This window comes from Flavobacterium sp. 316 (genome assembly GCF_000967805.1).
GTDB lineage: Bacteria > Bacteroidota > Bacteroidia > Flavobacteriales > Flavobacteriaceae > Flavobacterium > Flavobacterium sediminilitoris.
Genome location: NZ_JYGZ01000002.1, coordinates 527,077 through 547,493 on the forward strand (window position 1 = coordinate 527,077; position 20,417 = coordinate 547,493).

Consider the following 20,417-nt stretch of genomic DNA (forward strand, 5'->3'; position numbering starts at 1 on the left):
ACAAATAAAAATGAGAAGAATTATTTTTTTAACTAGTCTTTTATTAATCGGATTAAACAGTTATTCGCAACTTTATCCACCAATAAATGGACAAATTGGTTCTACAGCAATTCATAAAAATAATTCTTCTTTTGTGGCTTGGGCAACCGAAGTCCAAGTTAATAGAGGTTATAAAAAAATATCTGATCCAACTTTAGGATATGCTTCAGCAGGTGAAAGTTCAAATGCTATTGGAATGCCTAATGGTGCTATTGTTAGTTTAGGAGATAGAGGAGAAGCAATTATTACATTTGATGTTCCCATAATTGATGGAAACGGATTCGATTTTGCTGTTTTTGAAAATGGAAGTATTAGTTATTTAGAATTAGCAATTGTAACAGTAAGTTCAGATGGTGTTAATTATTTTGGTTTTCAAACGCATAGTCAAACACAAACAAATACTCAAATAGGAACTTTTGAAACTCCACACGCAGAATATCTCAATAATATAGCAGGAAAGTATGAAGGAAATTACGGAACACCATTTGATTTAAATGAAATACCTAATAACCCATTATTAGATAAAAACAATATAACTCATATTAAAATCACCGATGTAGTTGGAAGTATAGAAGCCCAATATGCTACTTATGATAGCTTTGGCAATGCAATAAATGATTCTTATCCAACAGCTTTTCAATCTGGAGGATTTGACTTGGATGCAGTTGGTGTAATAAATCAAAAAACATTAGGATTGAACGAATCTAATCTCCATTTATTTTCAATTTATCCGAATCCAGCAACTAATACTATATTCATAAAGTTAGAAGAACAAGCAGCTATTGTAATTTATGATTTATATGGAAGAAAAATAAAAAGCTATCCAAAAGGAAATTATACAACTGTAGATATTTCAAATTTGCCATCAGGAAGTTATTTAATAGAAGTATTAATTGATGATAAAAGAGAAATTAAGAAAATGATTATTCAATAAAAAACAACCAAATAAATTTAAAAAAAATGAAAAAAACGTTACTTTTAATTACGCTATGCGTTGCAACAATTTCAAATGGACAATCTTATGCTCCTCCAGCAGGACAACCAGGCTCAACAGCTATTGCTGCAAGTAGCCCTTCCATAGTAGCTTGGGCTACAGGAGCAACAATTGTGAGAGGAAAACAAGATATCTCAAATCCGTCAAGTCCATTAGCTTCTTTTGGAACATCAAGTGATGCTTTAGGGGCACCAGGTGGAAGTACATTAGGTGTAGTAAGTCTTGGAGATGGTGGATCTGCAATTGTTACATTTGAACAACCAATTATTGATGGATCAGGTTATGATTTTGCTGTTTTTGAAAATAGCTTCTCGGATACCTTTTTAGAACTAGCATTTGTTGAGGTAAGCTCTGATGGGGTTAATTTCTTTAGATTTCCATCTCATAGTGAAACACAAACAGCAACTCAAATTGGAGGTTTTGGATCTGTTGATTGTAGATATATTCATAATTTAGCAGGAAAATATAAAATAAATTATGGTACACCATTTGACTTGTCAGAAGTGCCAAATAATGCATTATTAGATAAAAATAATGTTACGCATGTAAAAATTATTGACGTTGTAGGAAGTATAAATGCAGCTTACGCTTCTTATGATAGTTTTGGAAATAAAATAAACGATCCCTTTACAACTCCTTTCAATTCAAGTGGATTTGATTTAGATGCTGTAGGTGTTATAAATCAAGGCTCTAGTTTAAGAGTAATGTCTAAAAGTGAAAAAGAGGATATTGTTGAATTTTCAATGTATCCAAATCCAGCAAATGATGTTGTTTACATGAATTCTAACCAACAAACAACAATTACTGTTTTTGATCTTTCAGGACGAATTGTGAAAAACCTACCTAAAGGAAATTACAATCAAATAATAGTATCAGATTTAAAATCAGGAATTTATATTTTTGAAGTTATTGTAAATAATGAGAAAATAACAAAAAGAATAATGGTTAATTAAAAACAATCTTACTTTTTAAACATAAAAAACGTCTATAGCTATAAGTTATAGACGTTTTTTTATAATTGTAGAATTATTTTAGTAAAAAATCAGGCATCTTTTCTAAATACATTTCATTACCAAAAGGTTGTATGGATTTAACATCTCCAAAATGTTTGAAAGTATGTTCTGGCTGATTAATTGAAAAACGACCATTAACATCTACATAATTTAAAGCAGTATTTAGCAAAGGATCACTCTCTTCCCCAAGAACACCTAAATCATTTAAATCTTCTAATTGACTAATACTAGGTTGTAACCCATTTGTATAATCACTAAAATTATTTTTATTTGCTATCTTTAAAACAATAGGTTGCATCGCATAACGATGATTAGGATTTACATTTTGTTTTCTGAAATTTGGAGAATCATAAAGCGTAATAGAACCTACATTTTTACCTGTTGTAGCGTCTCCTATTTGTACTACGTTTATGTGCGGAGCTAATCCGTTAATAATTAATTCACTGGCAGATGCAGTTCTTTTCGAGGTCAACACATACAATTTGTCTAAATTTAAACTCTGAATACTCGAACCGTTACCTAAAGTAGTTGTAAAACGATTTAACAATTCTTCCGGATTATTATTAAATATATTTTGAATTTTATAATTCCATTGTTGTTTTCCAAATATTTCATTGTTAAACTGGCCAGTTATCATACTAGCAAGTCTTGTAGCAGTATCTACAGAACCACCAGAATTATAACGTAAATCTAATATTAAATGGCTAATTCCTTCTGAAGCAAAATAACCAAAAGCATTATTTAATTCTGTTTCATATTGAGAATAAAAACCATTATACATTAAATACCCCACTTTTTTAGTTCCAACAGTAAATGTTTTCTTTAAATATACAGGATTTTCTGAAAAAGCAGTTTTTGTAAGTGAAACAGTATTTCCATTTGAAGTAATATTTCCATTATCATAATCAGCTAAATTCAAAGTATAAGTATCATTGTTAAGAAGAGAGCGGTAATTATCAACAGTTAATGAGGTTCCATTTACAGCGTAGAAAAAATCTCCTCTTTGTATGTTTTTTGAAGCAGCATCAGAATTAGGTAAAATATATCTCACCCATCCAAATAATTCTGTTGAGCTACCTGTTTTGTAACGTAATTCATAGTCAACACCATTACTTTTTTGTGTTCCAGATAAAGTTTGTTCAAGTGCGTCATAATCTGAAAAAATAACACTAAAACGATCAATCTGTCTATCAACCACTAAATGTTCAAATAAAGATTCTGGAGGTGAAAAAGAATTTAAAAAATTTTGATAATCACTATTTGTTGAAAAACGATTATCAACCAAATCAGGTGAATCTTCAAGCCAATAGTAATATTGATTTAATCCTTTCCAAATAAAATCATTTACACTTGTTCGTTGCGGATTATCATCAAAATCATCACTACAACTGAAAGTAATAAAGAGCGCTAGAAATAGGCTAGATAATAAATAAATTCTTTTTTTCATTAGTTAATGTTTTTTATTATTTGGGTTGAAATAATTAAATTATAATGAGCGTTTCTTTTTATTTATAGGACTTTAGCTCATTTTAGACCGAAAATTGTATTGATTAATAAAAATAGGTTTATTTTTTAATGTAACAAAATTAATTTACATTCGTCTGTATTTAAAACCAACTAAATAAAATGAAACAACAGGAGTTTATACATATCATTTCTCCTTTTAAAGATAAAATTTTTAGAATAGCAAAGAGGTTGTTAATAAGTATTGAAGAAGCAGAAGATGCAACTCAAGAAGTATTAGTTCGTTTGTGGAATAAAAATGATGGTCTATTAAAATATAATAGTGTAGAAGCTTTGGCAATGACAATTACAAAGAACTATTGTTTAGACCAGTTAAAATCAAAAAGGGCATCAAATTTGCAATTAGTACATAGTAATTATGGAGATAATTCAGCAGGAGTTGATAAACAAGTAGAAGATAAAGATAGCTGGAATTGGGTAGAGAAAATTATTGATGAACTACCAGAACAACAGAAAATTATCGTTCAAATGAGAGATGTAGAAGAATATGAATTTAGTGAAATTGCATCCATATTAGATATGAACGAAGCAACAGTTAGAGTAGCTCTTTCAAGAGCTAGAAAAGTGATAAGAGAGAAATTGTTAGAAAAACACAATCATGGAATTAAAGTTAGTTGAAATATTATTAGAAAAGTACCTAGAAGGTACATCAAGTATAGCAGAAGAGAAACAATTAAAGGCCTATTTTTCTTCTGAAGAAGTAGCATCACATTTGGTTCAGTATAAACCTTTGTTTTGTTATTTCGAAAATCAAAAAGAACAACAATATACTAAAGCCCTACCATTACAATCTAGAAAGCATTCATATGGGAAGTGGATAGGAGTAGCTGCTGTAATTGTTGCTTTTTTTGGAACAGTGGGATATTTTTATAATAATTCCTCAGATGTTGATTTAGGAACATATACTAATCCTGAAGAAGCATTTGTAGAAACACAAAAAGCCCTCGAAATGCTTTCTGAAGAAGTAAATAACGGAGTAGAAAGTGTTGTCATCTTAAAAGAGTATGAAAAAACAAAAAAAACAATTTTTAAATAATTAAGAAAATGAAAAAAATAATTTTAGGTATAGTATTTATGATGTTTGCATCAGTAGGATTTTCTCAATCAACATTTGATAAATATGAAGATAGCGATGTAGTAAAAACAATCATTGTGAACAAGAAGATGTTTGAGTTAATGGGGAAAATTGAAGTTGATGCAAAAGGAACCGAAAAGCAATTTATAGAACTAGTTAAAAAATTAGATAATTTAAAGGTATTTATGACAGGAAATGTAAAAGTAGCTAGTGATATGAAAGGAACTGTTGCAAGCTATTTAAAATCAAACCCTCTTGAAGAATTAATGAGAATTAGTGATGGCGGAAAAAAAGTTAATATTTATGTAAAATCAGGAGCTTCAGCTAATATCGTTAAAGAATTATTAATGTTTATAGAATCTCCTGAAGATAAAGAAAATCAAGCAATTGTTCTATCTTTAACTGGGAATTTTAACTTAGATGAAATTTCAGCATTAACTGAGAAGATGAATCTTCCTGGAGGAAATGAATTGAAAAAAGCATCTAAAAAATAGAAAAATGAAAAAAATTATATTAGGTATAATGGCAATTGTATTGTTTAGTTGTAACAATAAAGGAAGTTTACAGAAATATTTCGTAGAAAACTCTGAATCTTCAAACTTTATCTCTTTAGATGTTACACCTTCAATAATTAATACAGAGAAATTAACATTGTCTCAAAAAGATAAAGAAACACTAAGCTCTTTTGAAAAGATGAATATTTTGGCTTTTAAGAAAGATTCATTAAATGTAAAAGTTTATGATGTAGAGAAAGAGAAAGTTAAAGGATTACTTAAAGATGAAGCATATCAAGAACTTTTAAAGATAGGTTCAGGAAGTGAAGGAGGAGCGCTTTATTATGTAGGTGATGAAGAAAAGATTAATGAATTTGTACTATTTGCAAATAGTAAAGAAAACGGATTTGCAGTAGTTAGAATCTTAGGTGATGATATGAATCCTACGCGGATTATGAACTTGATTAGCTTAATTAATAAATCAGACGTGAAGCTAGATGAATTTAAGGCATTGCAAAATATGTTGAAATAAAAAAAGCCCAGTTTTGGGCTTTTTTTATTGGAATAAAGTAAAAGTAATTGTCAATATAATTTTCAAATTATACGTAAACAGAATTTCAACGGGTTTAACTTTTTATAGTTGAACCCGTTTTTTAAATATAGTTAAGTATCAACTCCAAATTTTGTATCGAGATTGTCCACTTTGTTAGTGATTTATATTAACTAATTTTTAATACACAAAACATACTAATTAGTATGTTTTGTGTATTTTTGTAAAATAACTAATCAATTAAGCAATGCAAGATAATTTTACACAATTAGGGATTTTGAATAAAAATGAAATTTCAAGATTTAAGATTTCACTTATAAAGTCTACATTAAATGAAAATATAAAGAGAGTTTTAACTCAATTAGGGTTGAATTCGTATGCTAAATTTAACTTTAACGATTTGACAATTCCAGATTCAAAATTAGCGCTGTTAGCTATCGAGGAAGCAAATGATATCTATAATCCTATTCTTTTAAAACATTGTTATCGAACTTTTTTTTGGAGTGCAGGAATAGCAATTTCTGAAGGAATAAAAACAGACAATGAATTATTATTTATATCCTCTATTTTACACGATTCAGGATTAACAGATAAACACAATCATATTTGCAGTCAACAATGTTTTGCTAATTATGGTGGAGACTATGCTAAAAATTTTGTTCTGAAAAATGGGATGGATACTAATAATGCAAATCTTGTAAAAAAAGCTATTGATTTGCATTTATATCCTAATGTAGATAAAGTGAAATTTGGAAATGAAGCTTATTTGTTATCAAAAGGAGCTGCTATGGATGTTATTGGGTCTCATTATTTTCAACTTCCAAATGAATTTATTAAAGCTACTCATAAGAAATATTCAAGAATTGATTTTAAAGATGATATTATACAAACTATAGAAGAGTTGAAACATAAAGAAAATACAAGAGCAGATATACTTTATAAAATGGGATTTAATAAATTAGCGAATAAAAATAGATTAGATACTAATTTTTAATTATTAATATTTTTTCATGACAAAAGCATCAAATACAAGATATACAATACTTGAAAAAGCATTTGAATTAATCTATAAAAAAGGATATCAAACAACAAGTATAGATGAAATTATAGCCACAACAAAAGTAACTAAAGGAGCGTTCTATTATCATTTCAAAACAAAGGATGAAATGGGAATTTCCATTATCAATGAGATTGTTAAACCAACGATGTATAATTCTTTGATCCGTCCATTAGAAAACACCTCAGAACCAATTGAAGAAATCTATTTGGTAATGAAATCACTTTTATTAAAAAATCCAGTTTTAACATTTGAATATGGTTGTCCTATTGGAAATTTGGTACAAGAAATGACACCTTGGAATTCCGAATTCACAAAAGTGCTTAATGAAGTTGTATTAGAATGGCAGGAAAGTATGGAAAATGCCTTAAAAGAGGCAATTAAAAGCAATTGTTTAAGTAATAATATAAATACAAAGCAAGTTGCTCATTTTGTATTATCAAGTTATTGGGGTATCAGAAATTTGAGTAAAATATCTAATAATGATGAGTGTTACCATACTTATTTAAAAGAACTTAAAACTTATTTAAATAATCTTAAATAGTTAAGATTGTATGTTTACACAAGGATCTTTTTATGATACCCCGCTTTTAGAAATCTTTAAAAAACCGTTGAAGTGATCTCTGGTCTTGAATTATTTTAGCTATTCATCATGGAATAATTTTTTTATTTTGACGCTTTAAGAAGTAATTTTATTTACGTATAACTTCACTAGCTTGATATATATCCGCTTCTGCTTTATATATTTTAAACTGTACATCAAATCCTTCAGGAACATAGATAACAATAGGAGATCTGCCATTGTATCTTGTTATTTGAGGTGGAGCAGTAATAAATCGATCAACTTTATTGCTGTCTAGGCAAGCCATTTGAGTCGATATACTATTTCCATTTGATTTGAATACATAATAAGAATATCCCCAGCCCTTTAAATCTTTCTGTTCTAAAGATCCTTGAAGACCATGTTTGTTACATGTATCAACCTCTATCCATTTACCAACTGTAAATTCTATTTTCTTAGCGTCATCATTGTTAGAATGAGGAACTTCAATGACCATTTGTTTGTAGCCTTTTTCAGGTTTTGGATAAATAGACAAGTCAACTTTAGAAACGGATGATTGCCCTATAACGGATATACTACTTAAACATAAAAATACGATAAAAAAGAAACTGATTTGTTTGTGTGCTTTCATAATTATTTTTTTATGACTGATTTCAATATTTGTGCCAGAAATTATTATACTTGAAAATATGATGTATTTTTTAACAAGAATCTAAATCTAATTAGTTGATAAAATTATCCGTTTTATTTGGTTCTGAAATTAGTTTTATGCAATCCTTAACATTGTGAAGATTATGAACACTGTTAAGTTGCTTCTACGGAGTTTTAAACTTAAATAAAAACTAATAGTATATAAGTAGTTGGTTGTTATCGTATAAATAAAAAGCTATATGGCAGTATTTCTTACCATATAGCTTTAAGTGACCATGATGGGATTCGAACCCATACGTCTTGCGACACCACCCCCTCAAGATGGCGAGTCTACCAATTCCTCCACATGGCCATAAATAAAAAAAAGTTAAGCATTTTTTGCTTAACTTTTTCTGTGACCTGGCTGGGGCTCGAACCCAGGACCCCATCATTAAAAGTGATGTGCTCTACCAACTGAGCTACCAAGTCTATGCTTGAAGTGTTAAAAAAATTGTGACCTGGCTGGGGCTCGAACCCAGGACCCCATCATTAAAAGTGATGTGCTCTACCAACTGAGCTACCAAGTCATTTATTTCCTTCAATGCGGGTGCAAATATAAGGGGTATATTTTATTTTCCAAGGATTTTTTTGCATAAATTTACATTTTTTTTAAAAATATATTTTAACTCCTTAGTTTTTAGATAATTATTTATATTATGAAAATCGTTTTAATTGGTTACATGGGATCAGGTAAATCTACAATTGGTAAAGAAGTTGCTAAAAATGTAGGAATTCCCTTTTATGATCTTGATAAAATAATAGAAGATAGAGAAGAAGATACTGTGAAAAATATTTTTAAAAGAAAAGGAGAAATCTATTTTAGAAAGAAAGAGAGTATGGTTTTTAGAGATTTTATACAGAATAATGATACGTTTATTTTGGCACTTGGTGGAGGAACTCCATGCTATGCAAATAATCATGAAGTTTTAAAAAATGAAGATATAGTATCATTTTACTTAAAAGGGTCTATTAAAACGCTTTCAAATAGGCTTGAAGACGAAAAAAAGAATAGACCCTTAATAGCTAGTTTGTCAAAAGATGAATTAGATGATTACATACGAAAGCATCTGTTTGATAGAAGCTATTATTATTTGCAATCAAAGTATATAATATCTATTGATGAAAAATCTATAGAAGAAATTACAAATGAAATAATCTTGAGATTAACTTAAATATACATAGCTATTGTCTTTTTCAAAAACAACTTGAATGTGTTCTTGTAAAGATGTAGAAAGAGACAATCCTTTAAAATCGGCTTTTACAGGATATTTTTTGTGATTTCTATCAACTAACACTGCGGTTTTAAATTTACTTAAAGGAACTTCTAAAAAGTGCTTTACTCCGTAAATTAAGGTTGTGCCAGAATTCAATACATCATCTACAAGAATTAAGCCTTTGTTTTGATATAATTCACTCGAAATTGAAGTAGTAATTTTTTCTTGTGGATTCTGTTTGTTAATGTTCACTTCGCAAAGTGTTATTTCTAAATCTGAAATTATTCTTAATTCTTCACAAATTTTTTCAGCTAAAACATATCCGCTTTTTGAAATTCCAGCTATAATAATTTCTTTTTCATTAACAAAAGTTTCAAATATTTGATAGCTAATCCTTTTTATCTTATGCTGGATTTCTTGGTGATTTAAAATGATATTTTGCATATTGTTGTATTGTTTTTATAATTAAATAAGAAAGGGCTATTTGAAAATATACTTTTTTCAATGATGTTTTATTCAAAATCAGTTGAAGAATCATTTTCAGTTGTATAATCATCAATATCTCTTCTGTCTTTTTTCGTAGGTCTTCCTTCTCCTTTAGCTCTGTAATATTCTTTACTTAATTTAAGTAATTCTAAATGAGCAAAAGCTTCATCTGGAGTGGTGTCTTTTCTGTAAATATCAACAAGTTTTGCTCCAACTCTGCTAGGAGGAATATCTAAAATAGTTAATTGATAATTAATCTGATCTTTTCTTAATACAATTTTGTCTGTTGGATATACTTCTCTTGAGGCTTTTGCAACTTGCCCATTTACGGATACATGTCCTTTTTTTATAGCTTCTGATGCAATGTTTCTAGTTTTAAAATAACGGGTGCACCATAAAAATTTGTCTACTCTCATTTTTAATCAAAAATCATTGTTAATTTTTATACAAAAATAAAGTAAAATTGTATCTTGCAACACAAAATTTATGAAAATGAAGAATATTTTTAAGAGTAGTTTTTTTGTCATGGTAGCCATGTTAGTAATTTCTTGTAACAAAGATGATAGTTCAAATTCTTCCATCGAGTTAAGAAATAGACAAGATGTGTATGATGAAAATATTGCTGAAATAGAAGCATATTTAAAAGCTACTTATCTTACTGTTGATGCAGATTTGGATGCTACAGTAGATAGTATTGATGCAGGACAGGTTTCTATATGGGATCAATTAGATTACCCTTTACAATCTGTTACAGTTAAAAACGACGCAAGGACAACAAATTTTACTGATGGAAGATTTCCAGATGATGTAGACTATAAATTATATTATATTGTTTTGAATGAAGGAGGAGGAGAGTTTCCAAAAAGTGTAGATTCAACACTTGTGGGATATAAAGGGTGGAATTTAGAAAATAAAATATTTGATCAAAATGATCAAGGAGTATGGTTTACATTTCCTCAGTTAGGTCAGTTTGACCCAGTTTCAATTTCTGGATTTAGACAAATATTATCAAAAATTAAAACGTCTCCTAATGCACCTACTTTAGAGTCAGATGGGACTTTAACATGGTCTGATTATGGAAATGTATTAGTTTTTATTCCATCAGGATTAGCTTATTTTAGTTCACCAAGAGCAGGTATTGGAGCTTATAAACCAATTGCTTTTCAAACAAAGTTATATAAACTTAAAAAAAATGATCATGATAGGGATAGAGTGCTAAGTGTATATGAAGATTTGAATAATGATAATGATTACTTTAATGATGATACAGATGGAGATAGAATACCAGATTTTCTTGATATAGATGATGATGGAGATGGTTTTGTTACTAAAACAGAGATTAAAAAACCAGAAGGAGAGGCAGGATTGTTGAAATATTATCCATTTAATATAGTACTTGATGATCCTACTACACCTGAAGATGAAACAGAATTAAAAGGAATTCCAAGTTGTTCTAATGATTTTACTACACCAGCAAGATTGAGAAAGCATTTAGACAGAAATTGTCATTAATATTTTCGATAGTAGATAAAAATAAGTTATAAAAAACGCCCAACTTTAAGTTGGGCGTTTTTTTATGCAATTTGAAAATATATTACTTTCTTTTTATAACCTTTTCTGCTGCATTAATAATTGCATCAGCATTTAAACCATATTTTTCCATTAATTGAGCAGGTGTTCCACTTTCTCCAAAACTATCATTAACGGCTACAAATTCTTGAGGAACAGGATTGTTAGATACTAATGTTCGAGATACACTTTCACCTAAACCACCTAAAATATTATGTTCTTCTGCTGTTACAATACAACCTGTTTTTGAAACTGATTTTAAAATAGCTTCTTCATCAAGAGGCTTAATAGTATGTATGTTGATTACTTCAGCAGAAATTCCTTTTTCTTCTAATTTTTCAGCAGCAATTAAGGCTTCCCAAACTAAATGACCTGTTGCCACAATAGTAACATCTGTTCCTTCATTTAGCATAACAGCCTTACCAATGATAAATTCACCATTTTCAGGAGTGAAATTAGCAACACTAGGACGACCAAAACGTAGGTAAACAGGACCATGATGATCTGCAATAGCTATAGTTGCTGCTTTCGTTTGGTTATAATCACATGGATTAATAACAACCATTCCAGGTAACATTTTCATTAAGCCAATATCTTCTAAAATTTGATGAGTAGCTCCGTCTTCACCAAGTGTTAAACCTGCATGAGAAGCACAAATTTTTACATTTTTATCAGAATAGGCTATAGATTGACGAATTTGATCGTAAACTCTACCTGTTGAGAAATTAGCAAAAGTACCTGTGAAAGGAATTTTTCCTCCAATAGTCATTCCTGCTGCAATTCCCATCATATTTGCTTCTGCAATTCCAACTTGAAAGAAACGTTCTGGGTGATTTTTTTTGAAATCATCCATTTTTAACGATCCAATTAAATCAGCACAAAGTGCTACAACATTTTCATTTTTTTGACCAAGCTCAGTTAAACCAGCACCAAATCCTGAACGTGTATCTTTATTTCCTGTATTTGTATATTTTTTCATTTTCATTTTAGTTGAAGGATTAATAGTCACCTAGAGTTTCAGGATTTTGCGCTAATGCATTTGCTAATTGCTCATCATTAGGTGCTTTACCATGCCATGCATGAGTGTGCATCATAAAATCTACACCATTACCCATTTCGGTGTACAATAAAACACAAACGGGTTTTCCTTTTCCTGTTTTTGCTTTTGCTTCCGTCATGCCATTAATAATAGCATCAATATTGTTACCTTCTTTGATTTCTAAAACATCCCAACCAAAAGCTTCAAATTTAGCTTTTAAGCTTCCCATTGCTAAAACTTCGTCAGTTGTTCCATCAATTTGTTTACCATTTACATCTACTGTAGCAATTAAATTATCTACTTTTTTAGCTGATGCATACATAATTGCTTCCCAGTTTTGACCTTCTTGCAATTCGCCATCTCCATGTAGTGTGTAAACTAAACTAGAATCGTTATTTAGTTTTTTTACTTGTGCAGTACCTAAAGCAACACTTAATCCTTGACCAAGAGACCCAGAAGCCATTCTTATTCCAGGTAAACCTTCATGTGTGGTTGGGTGCCCTTGTAAACGAGAATTTAATAATCTAAAAGTAGCTAGTTCACTTATAGGAAAATAACCACTTCTTGCTAGTACGCTATAGAAAACAGGAGAGATATGACCGTTAGATAAGAAGAAAACATCTTCATTAATTCCGTCCATATCAAAACCTTCTTTTCTGTTCATTAAGTTTTGATAAAGGGTTACTAAAAATTCTGTACAACCAAGTGATCCTCCGGGATGACCTGAATTTACAGCATGTACCATGCGTAGGATATCTCTTCTTACTTGGACAGTTAATTCTTGTAATTGTTGTGTGTTTGGTTTCATTTACATAAATAATTTGGGCAAAAATACTTCATAATTTTTCTTTCAACAAACCTTTTATCAGGAAGTTATTCGAATTAATGAATTTATTTATTCACAATTAGTATTTCATAAAACTATTTTAAAATTTTAGTTTGAGTAACATGCAAGTGCACTATTTGATTTATATTTGCCCAGTAAAATTGTTATATGAAGTTCGATTTAGTTAAAAAAGATCCAAAAAGCCAAGCAAGAGCAGGAGTAATTACTACAGATCATGGAGTTATTGAAACCCCAATATTTATGCCTGTTGGCACTGTAGCATCTGTAAAAGGTGTTCATCAAAGAGAATTAAAAAATGATATTAATCCAGATATTATATTAGGAAATACATATCATTTATATTTAAGACCGCAAACAGATATTCTTGAAAAAGCAGGTGGTTTGCATAAATTTATGAATTGGGATCGAAATATTTTGACAGATTCAGGAGGATACCAAGTATATTCTCTTTCTTCAAATAGAAAAATAAAAGAAGAAGGAGTGAAATTTAAGAGTCATATTGATGGTTCATATCATTTTTTCTCTCCTGAAAATGTAATGGAAATTCAAAGAACCATTGGTGCAGATATTATTATGGCGTTTGATGAATGTACTCCATATCCATGTGATTACCGTTATGCAAAGCGATCTATGCACATGACGCATCGTTGGTTAGACAGATGTATTACGCATTTAGAAAAACTGCCATTTAAGTATGGCTATGAGCAAACTTTTTTTCCAATTGTTCAAGGAAGCACTTACAAAGATCTACGTCAACAATCAGCAGAATATATTGCTAATGCAGGAGCACAAGGAAATGCAATTGGAGGACTTTCAGTAGGTGAACCTGCTGAGGAGATGTACGCAATGACCGAAGTTGTTACCGCAATTTTGCCAGAAGATAAACCAAGATATTTAATGGGAGTAGGAACCCCTATTAATATTTTAGAAAATATTGCTTTAGGTATTGACATGTTTGATTGTGTTATGCCAACACGTAATGCAAGAAATGGGATGCTTTTTACAGCTCATGGATCAATCAATATAAAGAATAAAAAGTGGGAAGCCGATTTTTCTCCAATTGATGAAATGGGACATACTTTTGTTGATTTAGAATATTCAAAAGCTTATTTACGTCATTTATTTGCTGCAAATGAGTATCTTGGAAAGCAAATTGCTACTATTCATAATTTAGGTTTTTATATGTGGCTTGTTCGTGAAGCAAGAAGACAAATTGTAGCAGGAACATTTAGAGAATGGAAAGATAAAATGGTAATTCAAATGAGTCAACGCTTATAGTTAATTTAATGAAGCTAATTGATAAATATATTTTAAAGAGATATCTAGGTACATTTAGTGTAATGTTATTATTATTTATTCCTATTGGAATTGTAATAGACGTCTCTGAAAAAGTAAATAGAATGATTGAAAGGAAAGCTCCTTTTAATGAAATAATAATGTATTACGGTGATTTTATAATATACTTTGCTAATTTATTATTTCCTATTTTCCTATTTTTATCAGTTATTTGGTTTACCTCAAAATTAGCAAACAATACAGAAATTATTGCTATTCTTAGTTCTGGAATCTCGTTTAAAAGATTTTTAAGACCTTTTCTATTTGGAGCAACTATTGTTTGTGTTTTTGCATTATTAATGGGGTTTTTCTTAGTACCAAAGGCAAGTAAAGGATTTCTAGATTTTAGAAATACATATTTGAGAAGTAGTAGTTATAAAACAATGGAAACTTCGGATATATTTAGACAAATAGGAGAAGGAGAATACATTTACATTAGCAATTATAATTTTACCTCTAAAACAGGATTTAACTTTACGTATGAGAAATTTAAGGATAATGTTTTAGTTGAGAAAATTACCTCAAATAGAATAAAATATGATGAAGAGATAAAAAAATACTCTTTATTTAATTATGTAAAAAGGAATATTGGGAATAACAATGATATATTAGAGTTAGTAGATAAAAAAATTGTTGATTTTAACTTTGAACCAGACGAATTAACTCCAGTTTTTTATATTGCAGAGACAATGACAATTGGAGAGTTATTCAAATTTATTAATAAAGAAAAAGAAAAAGGAAATACTAGAATCAATGCATATTTAGTTGTATTGTATAAAAAATTTAGTTTACCAATTTCAGCATTCATACTTACTATTATTGCAGTAGCAGTATCATCCATGAAAAGAAGAGGAGGAATGGGAGTTAATTTAGCTATTGGAATTGTAATTGCATTTACCTTTATATTTTTTGATAAAGTATTTGGAACCATTGCAGAAAATTCAGATTTTTCGCCATTATTAGCAGTTTGGATTCCAAACATATTTTTTGGAATATTAGCCTTTTATCTTCTTAGAAATGCAAAACGATAGTATAAAAACATATTTGCATCTTCATTTAATAGTGTTTATTTGGGGATTTACAGCCATATTAGGAAAACTAATATCATTAGAAGCATTAAACTTAGTTTGGTATAGAATGTTTTTTGCGTCACTCTTTGTTTTAGCTTTTTTACTTATAAAAAAGAAAAGTATGGTGATTACAAAAAATGCATTTATAAGTTTTTCATTTGCCGGAATTGTAATAGCAGTACATTGGTATACTTTTTATGAAGCAATAAAAGTATCAAATATTTCAGTAACACTGGCATGCTTATCAACAGGCGCTTTTTTTGCATCTATTTTAGAACCTATCATACACAAAAAGAAAGTAGTTTGGTATGAAATGCTTTTCGGAATAATAACAATTATTGGATTAGGAATTATCTTTAAAGTAGAAACCCAATTTAAAGCGGGGATTTATTTAGCCATTACTTCAGCATTCTTATCAGCCCTTTTCTCTGTATTAAATGGAAAATACGTAAAAGAGTATGATCCAAATGTAATCTCTTTCTATGAAATTTTAATAGGCGTTTTAGGAATAAGTGTATATATGTTATTTACTAATAATTTTGATACAGCTTTTTTTGAAATATCATTAGAAGATTTATTTTGGTTATTAATACTTTCATCAATTTGTACCGCTTATGCCTTTTCTGCATCTGTGAAAATTATGAAGTTTTTAAGCCCATTTACAGTAATGCTAACTGTAAATATGGAACCTGTTTATGGAATTATTTTAGCATTGTTAATATTTAAAGACTCAGAACACATGAATTCCTATTTTTATCTAGGAGCAGGAATTATTTTAGTGACAGTTCTAGCAAATGGATTAGTGAAAAATTATAAAAAAAGAAAACTAAAATTAGTTGAATAATACATTTAATTAATTGAAAATTTTATCTTTGTCACAACAAACACAAACCAAAATTTAGTCCCATGGAATATTTAGATTTTGAATTACCTATTAAAGAGCTTGAAGACCAATTAGATAAATGTGTCGTTATAGGTCAGGAATCTGAAGTAGATGTAAGTAATACATGCAAACAGATTGAGAAAAAATTAGAAGAAACTAAGAAAAATATATATAAAAATTTAACTGCTTGGCAACGTGTTCAAATGTCACGTCACCCAAATCGTCCTTATACGATGGACCATATCAAAGCATTATGTGGCGATACTTTCCTAGAATTATTTGGAGATAGAGGAGTTAAAGATGATAAAGCCATGGTAGGTGGTTTAGGGAAGATTGACGGACAATCATTCATGATTGTAGGACAGCAAAAAGGATATAATACGAAAACGCGTCAATATCGTAATTTCGGAATGGCAAATCCAGAAGGATATAGAAAAGCACTTCGATTGATGAAAATGGCAGAAAAATTTGGAATTCCTGTTGTTACTCTTGTTGATACTCCAGGGGCATATCCAGGTTTAGAAGCAGAAGAAAGAGGACAAGGAGAAGCAATTGCTCGTAATATTTTTGAAATGATTCGATTAAAAGTTCCTATTATTACAATCGTTGTTGGAGAAGGAGCTTCAGGAGGAGCATTAGGAATTGGAGTAGGAGATAGAGTATTTATGTTAGAAAATACTTGGTACTCTGTAATATCACCAGAATCATGTTCGTCTATTTTATGGAGAAGTTGGGAATATAAAGAACAAGCTGCTGAAGCTTTGAAATTGACACCAACTGATATGAAGAAGCAAAAATTAATTGATGATATTATTCCAGAACCACTTGGAGGAGCTCATCATGATAGAGAAACTACTTTTAAAAATGTTGAGACTTTTATTATGAAAGCATATAAAGAATTAAAAGACTTATCAACAGAAGATTTAATCGTACAAAGAATGGACAAATACAGTAAAATGGGAGAATTTAAAGAATAATTCATTTTACATTCAACATATAAAGTCCGAAGCCTAATAGTTTCGGATTTTTTTTGTGTTATTAACAAAAAGAATTATGTTTTCAACAGGTTTTTAACACAATAGAGCTAATAAGTTAGGGTATAATTTATCAAAATTTGGTTACCTTCGCAATATGGAAAACGTCAGAAATAGCAGCTTTCAAAAAGAAAATAAAAGCGCTATTATTAATCTAGAAAAAGGAAAACTTCCTCCTCAAGCTGTAGATTTAGAAGAAGCAGTTTTAGGAGCAATGATGATTGATAAGAAAGGTGTAGATGAAGTAATTGATATTCTTCAACCTGATGCTTTTTATAAAGAATCTCATAAACATATTTTTGAAGCAATTGTTGAATTGTTTAACGATACTCAACCTATCGACTTATTAACAGTTTCTTCTCAATTAAAAAAGAATGCAAAATTAGAGTTAGCAGGAGGCGATTTTTATCTTATTCAATTAACTCAAAAAATATCATCTTCAGCTCATATTGAATTTCACTCAAGAATTATATTGCAAAAATATATTCAAAGAAGTTTAATAAAGATTTCCAACGAAATAATTGAAGAATCTTATGATGAAACAACAGATGTTTTTGATTTATTGGATAAAGCTGAATCTAAATTGTACGAAGTTACACAAGGGAATATTAAAAGAAGTTCTGAAACCGCCCAAAGTTTAGTTATCCAAGCTAAAAAGCGTATTGAAGAAATTGCAGGAAAAGAAGGATTAAGTGGTGTTCCAACAGGATTTCATGATTTAGATAAACTTACTTCTGGCTGGCAACCTTCAGATTTAATTATTGTGGCAGCTCGTCCAGGTATGGGTAAAACAGCCTTCACATTATCAATGGCAAGAAATATGGCGATTGATTATGGAGCTCCTGTTGCTTTCTTCTCTCTTGAGATGTCTTCAGTTCAGCTAATTACGCGTCTTATTTCATCTGAAACTGGCTTGTCATCTGAAAAGTTGAGAACAGGAAAGTTAGAAAAACACGAATGGGAGCAACTTTCAATAAAAGTTAAAGATTTAGAAAAAGCTCCTTTATATATTGATGATACTCCATCATTATCCATTTTTGATTTACGTGCCAAAGCACGTCGTTTAGCTTCTCAATATGGAATTAAAATGATTGTAATTGATTACCTTCAACTAATGACTGCTGGAGGAAATGGAAAAGGAGGAGGAAATCGTGAACAAGAAATTTCAACCATTTCCCGAAATTTAAAAGCATTAGCAAAAGAATTAAATGTACCAGTTATTGCTCTTTCACAGTTATCTCGTGCCGTTGAAACTCGTGGATCTAGTAAAAGACCATTACTTTCCGATTTAAGGGAATCTGGAGCGATTGAGCAAGATGCGGATATTGTTTCTTTTATTTATCGCCCTGAATATTATAAAATTGATGAATGGGATGATGAAGAGCGTTCTCCAACGCAAGGTCAGGCTGAATTTATTGTAGCAAAGCATCGTAATGGTGGTTTAGATAATATACGACTAAAATTCGTTGGAAACTTAGGTAAGTTTGATAATTTAGATGATTTTAGTTCTCCTTTTGATTCGCTACCTTCAAAAATGAATTTAGATGAACAAAATCCTTTTATTACTCAAAATCTTCCATCAGCAAATGAAGCATTTGGGAGTAATTTTAGTAGTGTTGATGATGAAGATTCAGATGTTCCTTTTTAAAAAGAACAACGATAATAATAAAAAAAAGGTTCCTTACAAGGAACCTTTTTTTTATTATTAGAATTTTAAGTTTTTAAATTTTAACTAAATGAAAATTAAAAGAGGATGTTGTTTGATTTCCAGAATTGATATTCTTTGGAGTAAATTCGGGTTTAAAATTAGGATTATAATTCCATTCTTCAGAGTGAATATAGCATCCTTTTGTAGTTAAATAAATATTACCATTATAAGGTTTGTATCCATCAGCTTGAATATGAATATCTATTTTATCCTGTATGTTTGATTTTGAAAATCCAGTTTGTATATGATAACTACTATTTGTAGATTCTAAAGATTTATTTAAAGGGAAAAATCGATTCCTTTTTACTTTTGCTTCCATCTTAATAGGTGATAAGATAGGTTTTAAAGTTATTGAATCTATAAAGAAACCTTTTAAAGTTAATTCATTTTCAATTAGCGCTACAGGAGAAAAATCTATTGTGTTTAAAGAATTTTCCGTTTCAGTAGCATATAGATTAGTGCTTGATAAGGCAATCGTACCAGTAGTAAAAATACCAACTTTTTTTACAAATGATCTTCTTTTCATAATTATTGGGATTAATAGTGTTATTTTAAATCTAGTTTTTAATTTAAGTTGACTTTTTATATAAAAGGTTGTTATAGAATATATAACAACCTTTTTTTAACCTTCTAATTAAAAGATAAGATTATTTTTTAATTATCAGTTTTTGAGAACTTATTTCTGTTCCATTAGTTCCTTTTATGAAGTAAATACCGTCAGATAAATTTTCAACATTTATTGTATTTTCAATATTTGAATTTACTCTAAATGATTTTACTGTTTGACCTACTTGATTTACAATAATAAATTGACCATCAAAATCAGCATTGATATTTAATTGTCCATTATTTGGATTAGGATAGATTGAGAATTTTGATTTATTTTCAAAAGTATTTGAACCTAAAGTATTAACTGTATAACACGCTGATTCAACCGTACAAGTTCCAACAGTTACTTCAACTTTATAATCGCCAACTACTGTTGGAGTAAAATCTTGATTTGTTTCTCCTGCTAATAATGTATTTGGACATTCATACCATTGATAAGTAGCACCCACTTCGTTTGCTGTTAAAATACCAGTAGTTAATTCAGATATAGTATTATTAATAGCAGACGGCTCAGTAATTGTAACTGAAGCTGTATTTGTACAACCATTATTATCTGTTATAGTCACAATATAAATTCCAGCACTTATACCAGTAATTGATGCTGTTGTAGCTCCGCTGCTCCATA

The 20,417-nt window shown here is 29.6% G+C and carries 23 protein-coding genes and 3 tRNA genes; 15 read left to right on the forward strand and 11 right to left on the reverse strand.

Annotation, left to right across the window (positions count from 1 at the left end; all coding sequences use genetic code 11):
- The first annotated feature begins 10 nt into the window (after window positions 1–10).
- Together SY27_RS06060 and SY27_RS06065 are read left to right on the forward strand one after the other, a co-directional pair.
- Window positions 11–973, forward strand: a complete 963-nt coding sequence (locus SY27_RS06060; protein WP_045968167.1) for a T9SS type A sorting domain-containing protein — start codon at window positions 11–13, stop codon at window positions 971–973.
- Between the two features lie 26 nt (window positions 974–999).
- Window positions 1,000–1,986, forward strand: coding sequence for a T9SS type A sorting domain-containing protein (locus SY27_RS06065; RefSeq protein WP_045968169.1), 987 nt, complete (start codon window positions 1,000–1,002; stop codon window positions 1,984–1,986).
- A gap of 73 nt (window positions 1,987–2,059) precedes the next feature.
- On the opposite strand, the gene SY27_RS06070 is transcribed toward SY27_RS06065, so the two are convergent.
- Window positions 2,060–3,493: a S41 family peptidase gene (locus SY27_RS06070; RefSeq protein ID WP_045968171.1), complete on the reverse strand. Its 1,434-nt coding sequence runs from the start codon at window positions 3,491–3,493 to the stop codon at window positions 2,060–2,062.
- 179 nt (window positions 3,494–3,672) lie between these two features.
- Here SY27_RS06070 and SY27_RS06075 point away from each other — a divergent pair, with 179 nt between their 5' ends.
- The 6 genes from SY27_RS06075 (at window position 3,673) to SY27_RS06100 (ending at window position 7,290) form a co-directional block, all read left to right on the forward strand.
- Window positions 3,673–4,188: an RNA polymerase sigma factor gene (locus SY27_RS06075; RefSeq protein ID WP_045968173.1), complete on the forward strand. Its 516-nt coding sequence runs from the start codon at window positions 3,673–3,675 to the stop codon at window positions 4,186–4,188.
- On the forward strand, window positions 4,169–4,606 hold the full coding sequence (locus SY27_RS06080) for a hypothetical protein (protein WP_045968175.1): 438 nt from the start codon (window positions 4,169–4,171) through the stop codon (window positions 4,604–4,606). The genes SY27_RS06075 and SY27_RS06080 overlap by 20 nt, the downstream gene beginning before the upstream one ends.
- An 8-nt stretch (window positions 4,607–4,614) precedes the next feature.
- The gene (locus SY27_RS06085; RefSeq protein ID WP_045968177.1) at window positions 4,615–5,139 is read left to right on the forward strand and encodes a DUF4252 domain-containing protein; all 525 of its coding nucleotides are present in this window, start codon (window positions 4,615–4,617) and stop codon (window positions 5,137–5,139) included.
- 4 nt (window positions 5,140–5,143) lie between these two features.
- The gene (locus SY27_RS06090; protein WP_045968179.1) at window positions 5,144–5,671 is read left to right on the forward strand and encodes a DUF4252 domain-containing protein; all 528 of its coding nucleotides are present in this window, start codon (window positions 5,144–5,146) and stop codon (window positions 5,669–5,671) included.
- A 265-nt stretch (window positions 5,672–5,936) separates the two neighbouring features.
- Window positions 5,937–6,683, forward strand: a complete 747-nt coding sequence (locus SY27_RS06095; protein WP_045968180.1) for a nitrile hydratase — start codon at window positions 5,937–5,939, stop codon at window positions 6,681–6,683.
- A gap of 16 nt (window positions 6,684–6,699) precedes the next feature.
- Entirely contained in the window at window positions 6,700–7,290 is a 591-nt protein-coding gene (locus SY27_RS06100; RefSeq protein WP_045968182.1) for a TetR/AcrR family transcriptional regulator, read from the forward strand.
- 148 nt (window positions 7,291–7,438) lie between these two features.
- On the opposite strand, the gene SY27_RS06105 is transcribed toward SY27_RS06100, so the two are convergent.
- From SY27_RS06105 to SY27_RS06120, 4 genes are all read right to left on the reverse strand, one after another.
- Window positions 7,439–7,939 carry an ecotin gene (locus tag SY27_RS06105; RefSeq protein WP_045968184.1) on the reverse strand — a complete coding sequence of 167 codons (501 nt, stop codon included), beginning with the start codon at window positions 7,937–7,939 and terminating at the stop codon, window positions 7,439–7,441.
- Window positions 7,940–8,229: 290 nt separating this feature from the next.
- A tRNA-Leu gene (locus tag SY27_RS06110) sits at window positions 8,230–8,311 on the reverse strand.
- A gap of 43 nt (window positions 8,312–8,354) precedes the next feature.
- Window positions 8,355–8,427, reverse strand: a tRNA-Lys gene (locus SY27_RS06115).
- Window positions 8,428–8,452: 25 nt separating this feature from the next.
- Window positions 8,453–8,525 (reverse strand) — tRNA-Lys (locus SY27_RS06120).
- Between the two features lie 129 nt (window positions 8,526–8,654).
- Here SY27_RS06120 and SY27_RS06125 point away from each other — a divergent pair.
- Window positions 8,655–9,170 carry a shikimate kinase gene (locus SY27_RS06125; protein ID WP_317236291.1) on the forward strand — a complete coding sequence of 172 codons (516 nt, stop codon included), beginning with the start codon at window positions 8,655–8,657 and terminating at the stop codon, window positions 9,168–9,170.
- Here SY27_RS06125 and SY27_RS06130 read toward each other — a convergent pair.
- Both SY27_RS06130 and SY27_RS06135 read right to left on the reverse strand, forming a co-directional pair.
- On the reverse strand, window positions 9,162–9,656 hold the full coding sequence (locus SY27_RS06130; protein WP_045968188.1) for a phosphoribosyltransferase family protein: 495 nt from the start codon (window positions 9,654–9,656) through the stop codon (window positions 9,162–9,164). The two genes, SY27_RS06125 and SY27_RS06130, sit on opposite strands and share 9 nt — an antisense overlap.
- Before the next feature lie 68 nt (window positions 9,657–9,724).
- On the reverse strand, window positions 9,725–10,114 hold the full coding sequence (locus SY27_RS06135; protein WP_045968190.1) for an RNA-binding S4 domain-containing protein: 390 nt from the start codon (window positions 10,112–10,114) through the stop codon (window positions 9,725–9,727).
- Between the two features lie 76 nt (window positions 10,115–10,190).
- Between SY27_RS06135 and SY27_RS06140 the strand changes: the two genes are divergently transcribed.
- The gene (locus SY27_RS06140; protein WP_152640712.1) at window positions 10,191–11,210 is read left to right on the forward strand and encodes an FKBP-type peptidyl-prolyl cis-trans isomerase; all 1,020 of its coding nucleotides are present in this window, start codon (window positions 10,191–10,193) and stop codon (window positions 11,208–11,210) included.
- A gap of 82 nt (window positions 11,211–11,292) precedes the next feature.
- Here the strand turns inward: SY27_RS06140 and SY27_RS06145 are convergent, their stop codons facing one another.
- Both SY27_RS06145 and SY27_RS06150 read right to left on the reverse strand, forming a co-directional pair.
- The gene (locus SY27_RS06145; protein ID WP_045968324.1) at window positions 11,293–12,246 is read right to left on the reverse strand and encodes a transketolase family protein; all 954 of its coding nucleotides are present in this window, start codon (window positions 12,244–12,246) and stop codon (window positions 11,293–11,295) included.
- 19 nt (window positions 12,247–12,265) lie between these two features.
- The gene (locus tag SY27_RS06150; protein WP_045968194.1) at window positions 12,266–13,114 is read right to left on the reverse strand and encodes a transketolase; all 849 of its coding nucleotides are present in this window, start codon (window positions 13,112–13,114) and stop codon (window positions 12,266–12,268) included.
- A 186-nt stretch (window positions 13,115–13,300) separates the two neighbouring features.
- Here SY27_RS06150 and tgt point away from each other — a divergent pair, with 186 nt between their 5' ends.
- From tgt to dnaB, 5 genes are all read left to right on the forward strand, one after another.
- On the forward strand, window positions 13,301–14,431 hold the full coding sequence (gene tgt, locus SY27_RS06155; protein WP_045968196.1) for a tRNA guanosine(34) transglycosylase Tgt: 1,131 nt from the start codon (window positions 13,301–13,303) through the stop codon (window positions 14,429–14,431).
- A gap of 8 nt (window positions 14,432–14,439) precedes the next feature.
- Window positions 14,440–15,519 (forward strand): LptF/LptG family permease, encoded by a 1,080-nt coding sequence (locus SY27_RS06160; RefSeq protein WP_045968198.1) that lies wholly within the window; start codon window positions 14,440–14,442, stop codon window positions 15,517–15,519.
- Window positions 15,506–16,402: a DMT family transporter gene (locus tag SY27_RS06165; protein ID WP_045968200.1), complete on the forward strand. Its 897-nt coding sequence runs from the start codon at window positions 15,506–15,508 to the stop codon at window positions 16,400–16,402. The genes SY27_RS06160 and SY27_RS06165 overlap by 14 nt, the downstream gene beginning before the upstream one ends.
- Before the next feature lie 62 nt (window positions 16,403–16,464).
- Window positions 16,465–17,418, forward strand: coding sequence for an acetyl-CoA carboxylase carboxyltransferase subunit alpha (locus SY27_RS06170; RefSeq protein WP_045968202.1), 954 nt, complete (start codon window positions 16,465–16,467; stop codon window positions 17,416–17,418).
- A gap of 154 nt (window positions 17,419–17,572) precedes the next feature.
- Window positions 17,573–19,123: a replicative DNA helicase gene (gene dnaB / locus SY27_RS06175; RefSeq protein ID WP_045968204.1), complete on the forward strand. Its 1,551-nt coding sequence runs from the start codon at window positions 17,573–17,575 to the stop codon at window positions 19,121–19,123.
- A 73-nt stretch (window positions 19,124–19,196) separates the two neighbouring features.
- Here the strand turns inward: dnaB and SY27_RS06180 are convergent, their stop codons facing one another.
- On the reverse strand, window positions 19,197–19,709 hold the full coding sequence (locus SY27_RS06180; RefSeq protein ID WP_045968206.1) for a hypothetical protein: 513 nt from the start codon (window positions 19,707–19,709) through the stop codon (window positions 19,197–19,199).
- 121 nt (window positions 19,710–19,830) lie between these two features.
- Window positions 19,831–20,417: T9SS type A sorting domain-containing protein (locus SY27_RS06185; protein ID WP_045968208.1), on the reverse strand; the 587-nt coding region annotated here is incomplete at its 5' end.

What these genes read in the sequence shown, in the direction of transcription:
- SY27_RS06060 (WP_045968167.1), top strand. Translation starts at nt 11, where the DNA reads ATGAGAAGAATTATTTTTTTAACTAGTCTTTTATTAATCGGATTAAAC.
- SY27_RS06065 (WP_045968169.1), top strand. Translation starts at nt 1,000, where the DNA reads ATGAAAAAAACGTTACTTTTAATTACGCTATGCGTTGCAACAATTTCA.
- SY27_RS06070 (WP_045968171.1), bottom strand. Translation starts at nt 3,493, where the DNA reads ATGAAAAAAAGAATTTATTTATTATCTAGCCTATTTCTAGCGCTCTTT.
- SY27_RS06075 (WP_045968173.1), top strand. Translation starts at nt 3,673, where the DNA reads ATGAAACAACAGGAGTTTATACATATCATTTCTCCTTTTAAAGATAAA.
- SY27_RS06080 (WP_045968175.1), top strand. Translation starts at nt 4,169, where the DNA reads ATGGAATTAAAGTTAGTTGAAATATTATTAGAAAAGTACCTAGAAGGT.
- SY27_RS06085 (WP_045968177.1), top strand. Translation starts at nt 4,615, where the DNA reads ATGAAAAAAATAATTTTAGGTATAGTATTTATGATGTTTGCATCAGTA.
- SY27_RS06090 (WP_045968179.1), top strand. Translation starts at nt 5,144, where the DNA reads ATGAAAAAAATTATATTAGGTATAATGGCAATTGTATTGTTTAGTTGT.
- SY27_RS06095 (WP_045968180.1), top strand. Translation starts at nt 5,937, where the DNA reads ATGCAAGATAATTTTACACAATTAGGGATTTTGAATAAAAATGAAATT.
- SY27_RS06100 (WP_045968182.1), top strand. Translation starts at nt 6,700, where the DNA reads ATGACAAAAGCATCAAATACAAGATATACAATACTTGAAAAAGCATTT.
- SY27_RS06105 (WP_045968184.1), bottom strand. Translation starts at nt 7,939, where the DNA reads ATGAAAGCACACAAACAAATCAGTTTCTTTTTTATCGTATTTTTATGT.
- SY27_RS06125 (WP_317236291.1), top strand. Translation starts at nt 8,655, where the DNA reads ATGAAAATCGTTTTAATTGGTTACATGGGATCAGGTAAATCTACAATT.
- SY27_RS06130 (WP_045968188.1), bottom strand. Translation starts at nt 9,656, where the DNA reads ATGCAAAATATCATTTTAAATCACCAAGAAATCCAGCATAAGATAAAA.
- SY27_RS06135 (WP_045968190.1), bottom strand. Translation starts at nt 10,114, where the DNA reads ATGAGAGTAGACAAATTTTTATGGTGCACCCGTTATTTTAAAACTAGA.
- SY27_RS06140 (WP_152640712.1), top strand. Translation starts at nt 10,191, where the DNA reads ATGAAGAATATTTTTAAGAGTAGTTTTTTTGTCATGGTAGCCATGTTA.
- SY27_RS06145 (WP_045968324.1), bottom strand. Translation starts at nt 12,246, where the DNA reads ATGAAAAAATATACAAATACAGGAAATAAAGATACACGTTCAGGATTT.
- SY27_RS06150 (WP_045968194.1), bottom strand. Translation starts at nt 13,114, where the DNA reads ATGAAACCAAACACACAACAATTACAAGAATTAACTGTCCAAGTAAGA.
- tgt (WP_045968196.1), top strand. Translation starts at nt 13,301, where the DNA reads ATGAAGTTCGATTTAGTTAAAAAAGATCCAAAAAGCCAAGCAAGAGCA.
- SY27_RS06160 (WP_045968198.1), top strand. Translation starts at nt 14,440, where the DNA reads ATGAAGCTAATTGATAAATATATTTTAAAGAGATATCTAGGTACATTT.
- SY27_RS06165 (WP_045968200.1), top strand. Translation starts at nt 15,506, where the DNA reads ATGCAAAACGATAGTATAAAAACATATTTGCATCTTCATTTAATAGTG.
- SY27_RS06170 (WP_045968202.1), top strand. Translation starts at nt 16,465, where the DNA reads ATGGAATATTTAGATTTTGAATTACCTATTAAAGAGCTTGAAGACCAA.
- dnaB (WP_045968204.1), top strand. Translation starts at nt 17,573, where the DNA reads ATGGAAAACGTCAGAAATAGCAGCTTTCAAAAAGAAAATAAAAGCGCT.
- SY27_RS06180 (WP_045968206.1), bottom strand. Translation starts at nt 19,709, where the DNA reads ATGAAAAGAAGATCATTTGTAAAAAAAGTTGGTATTTTTACTACTGGT.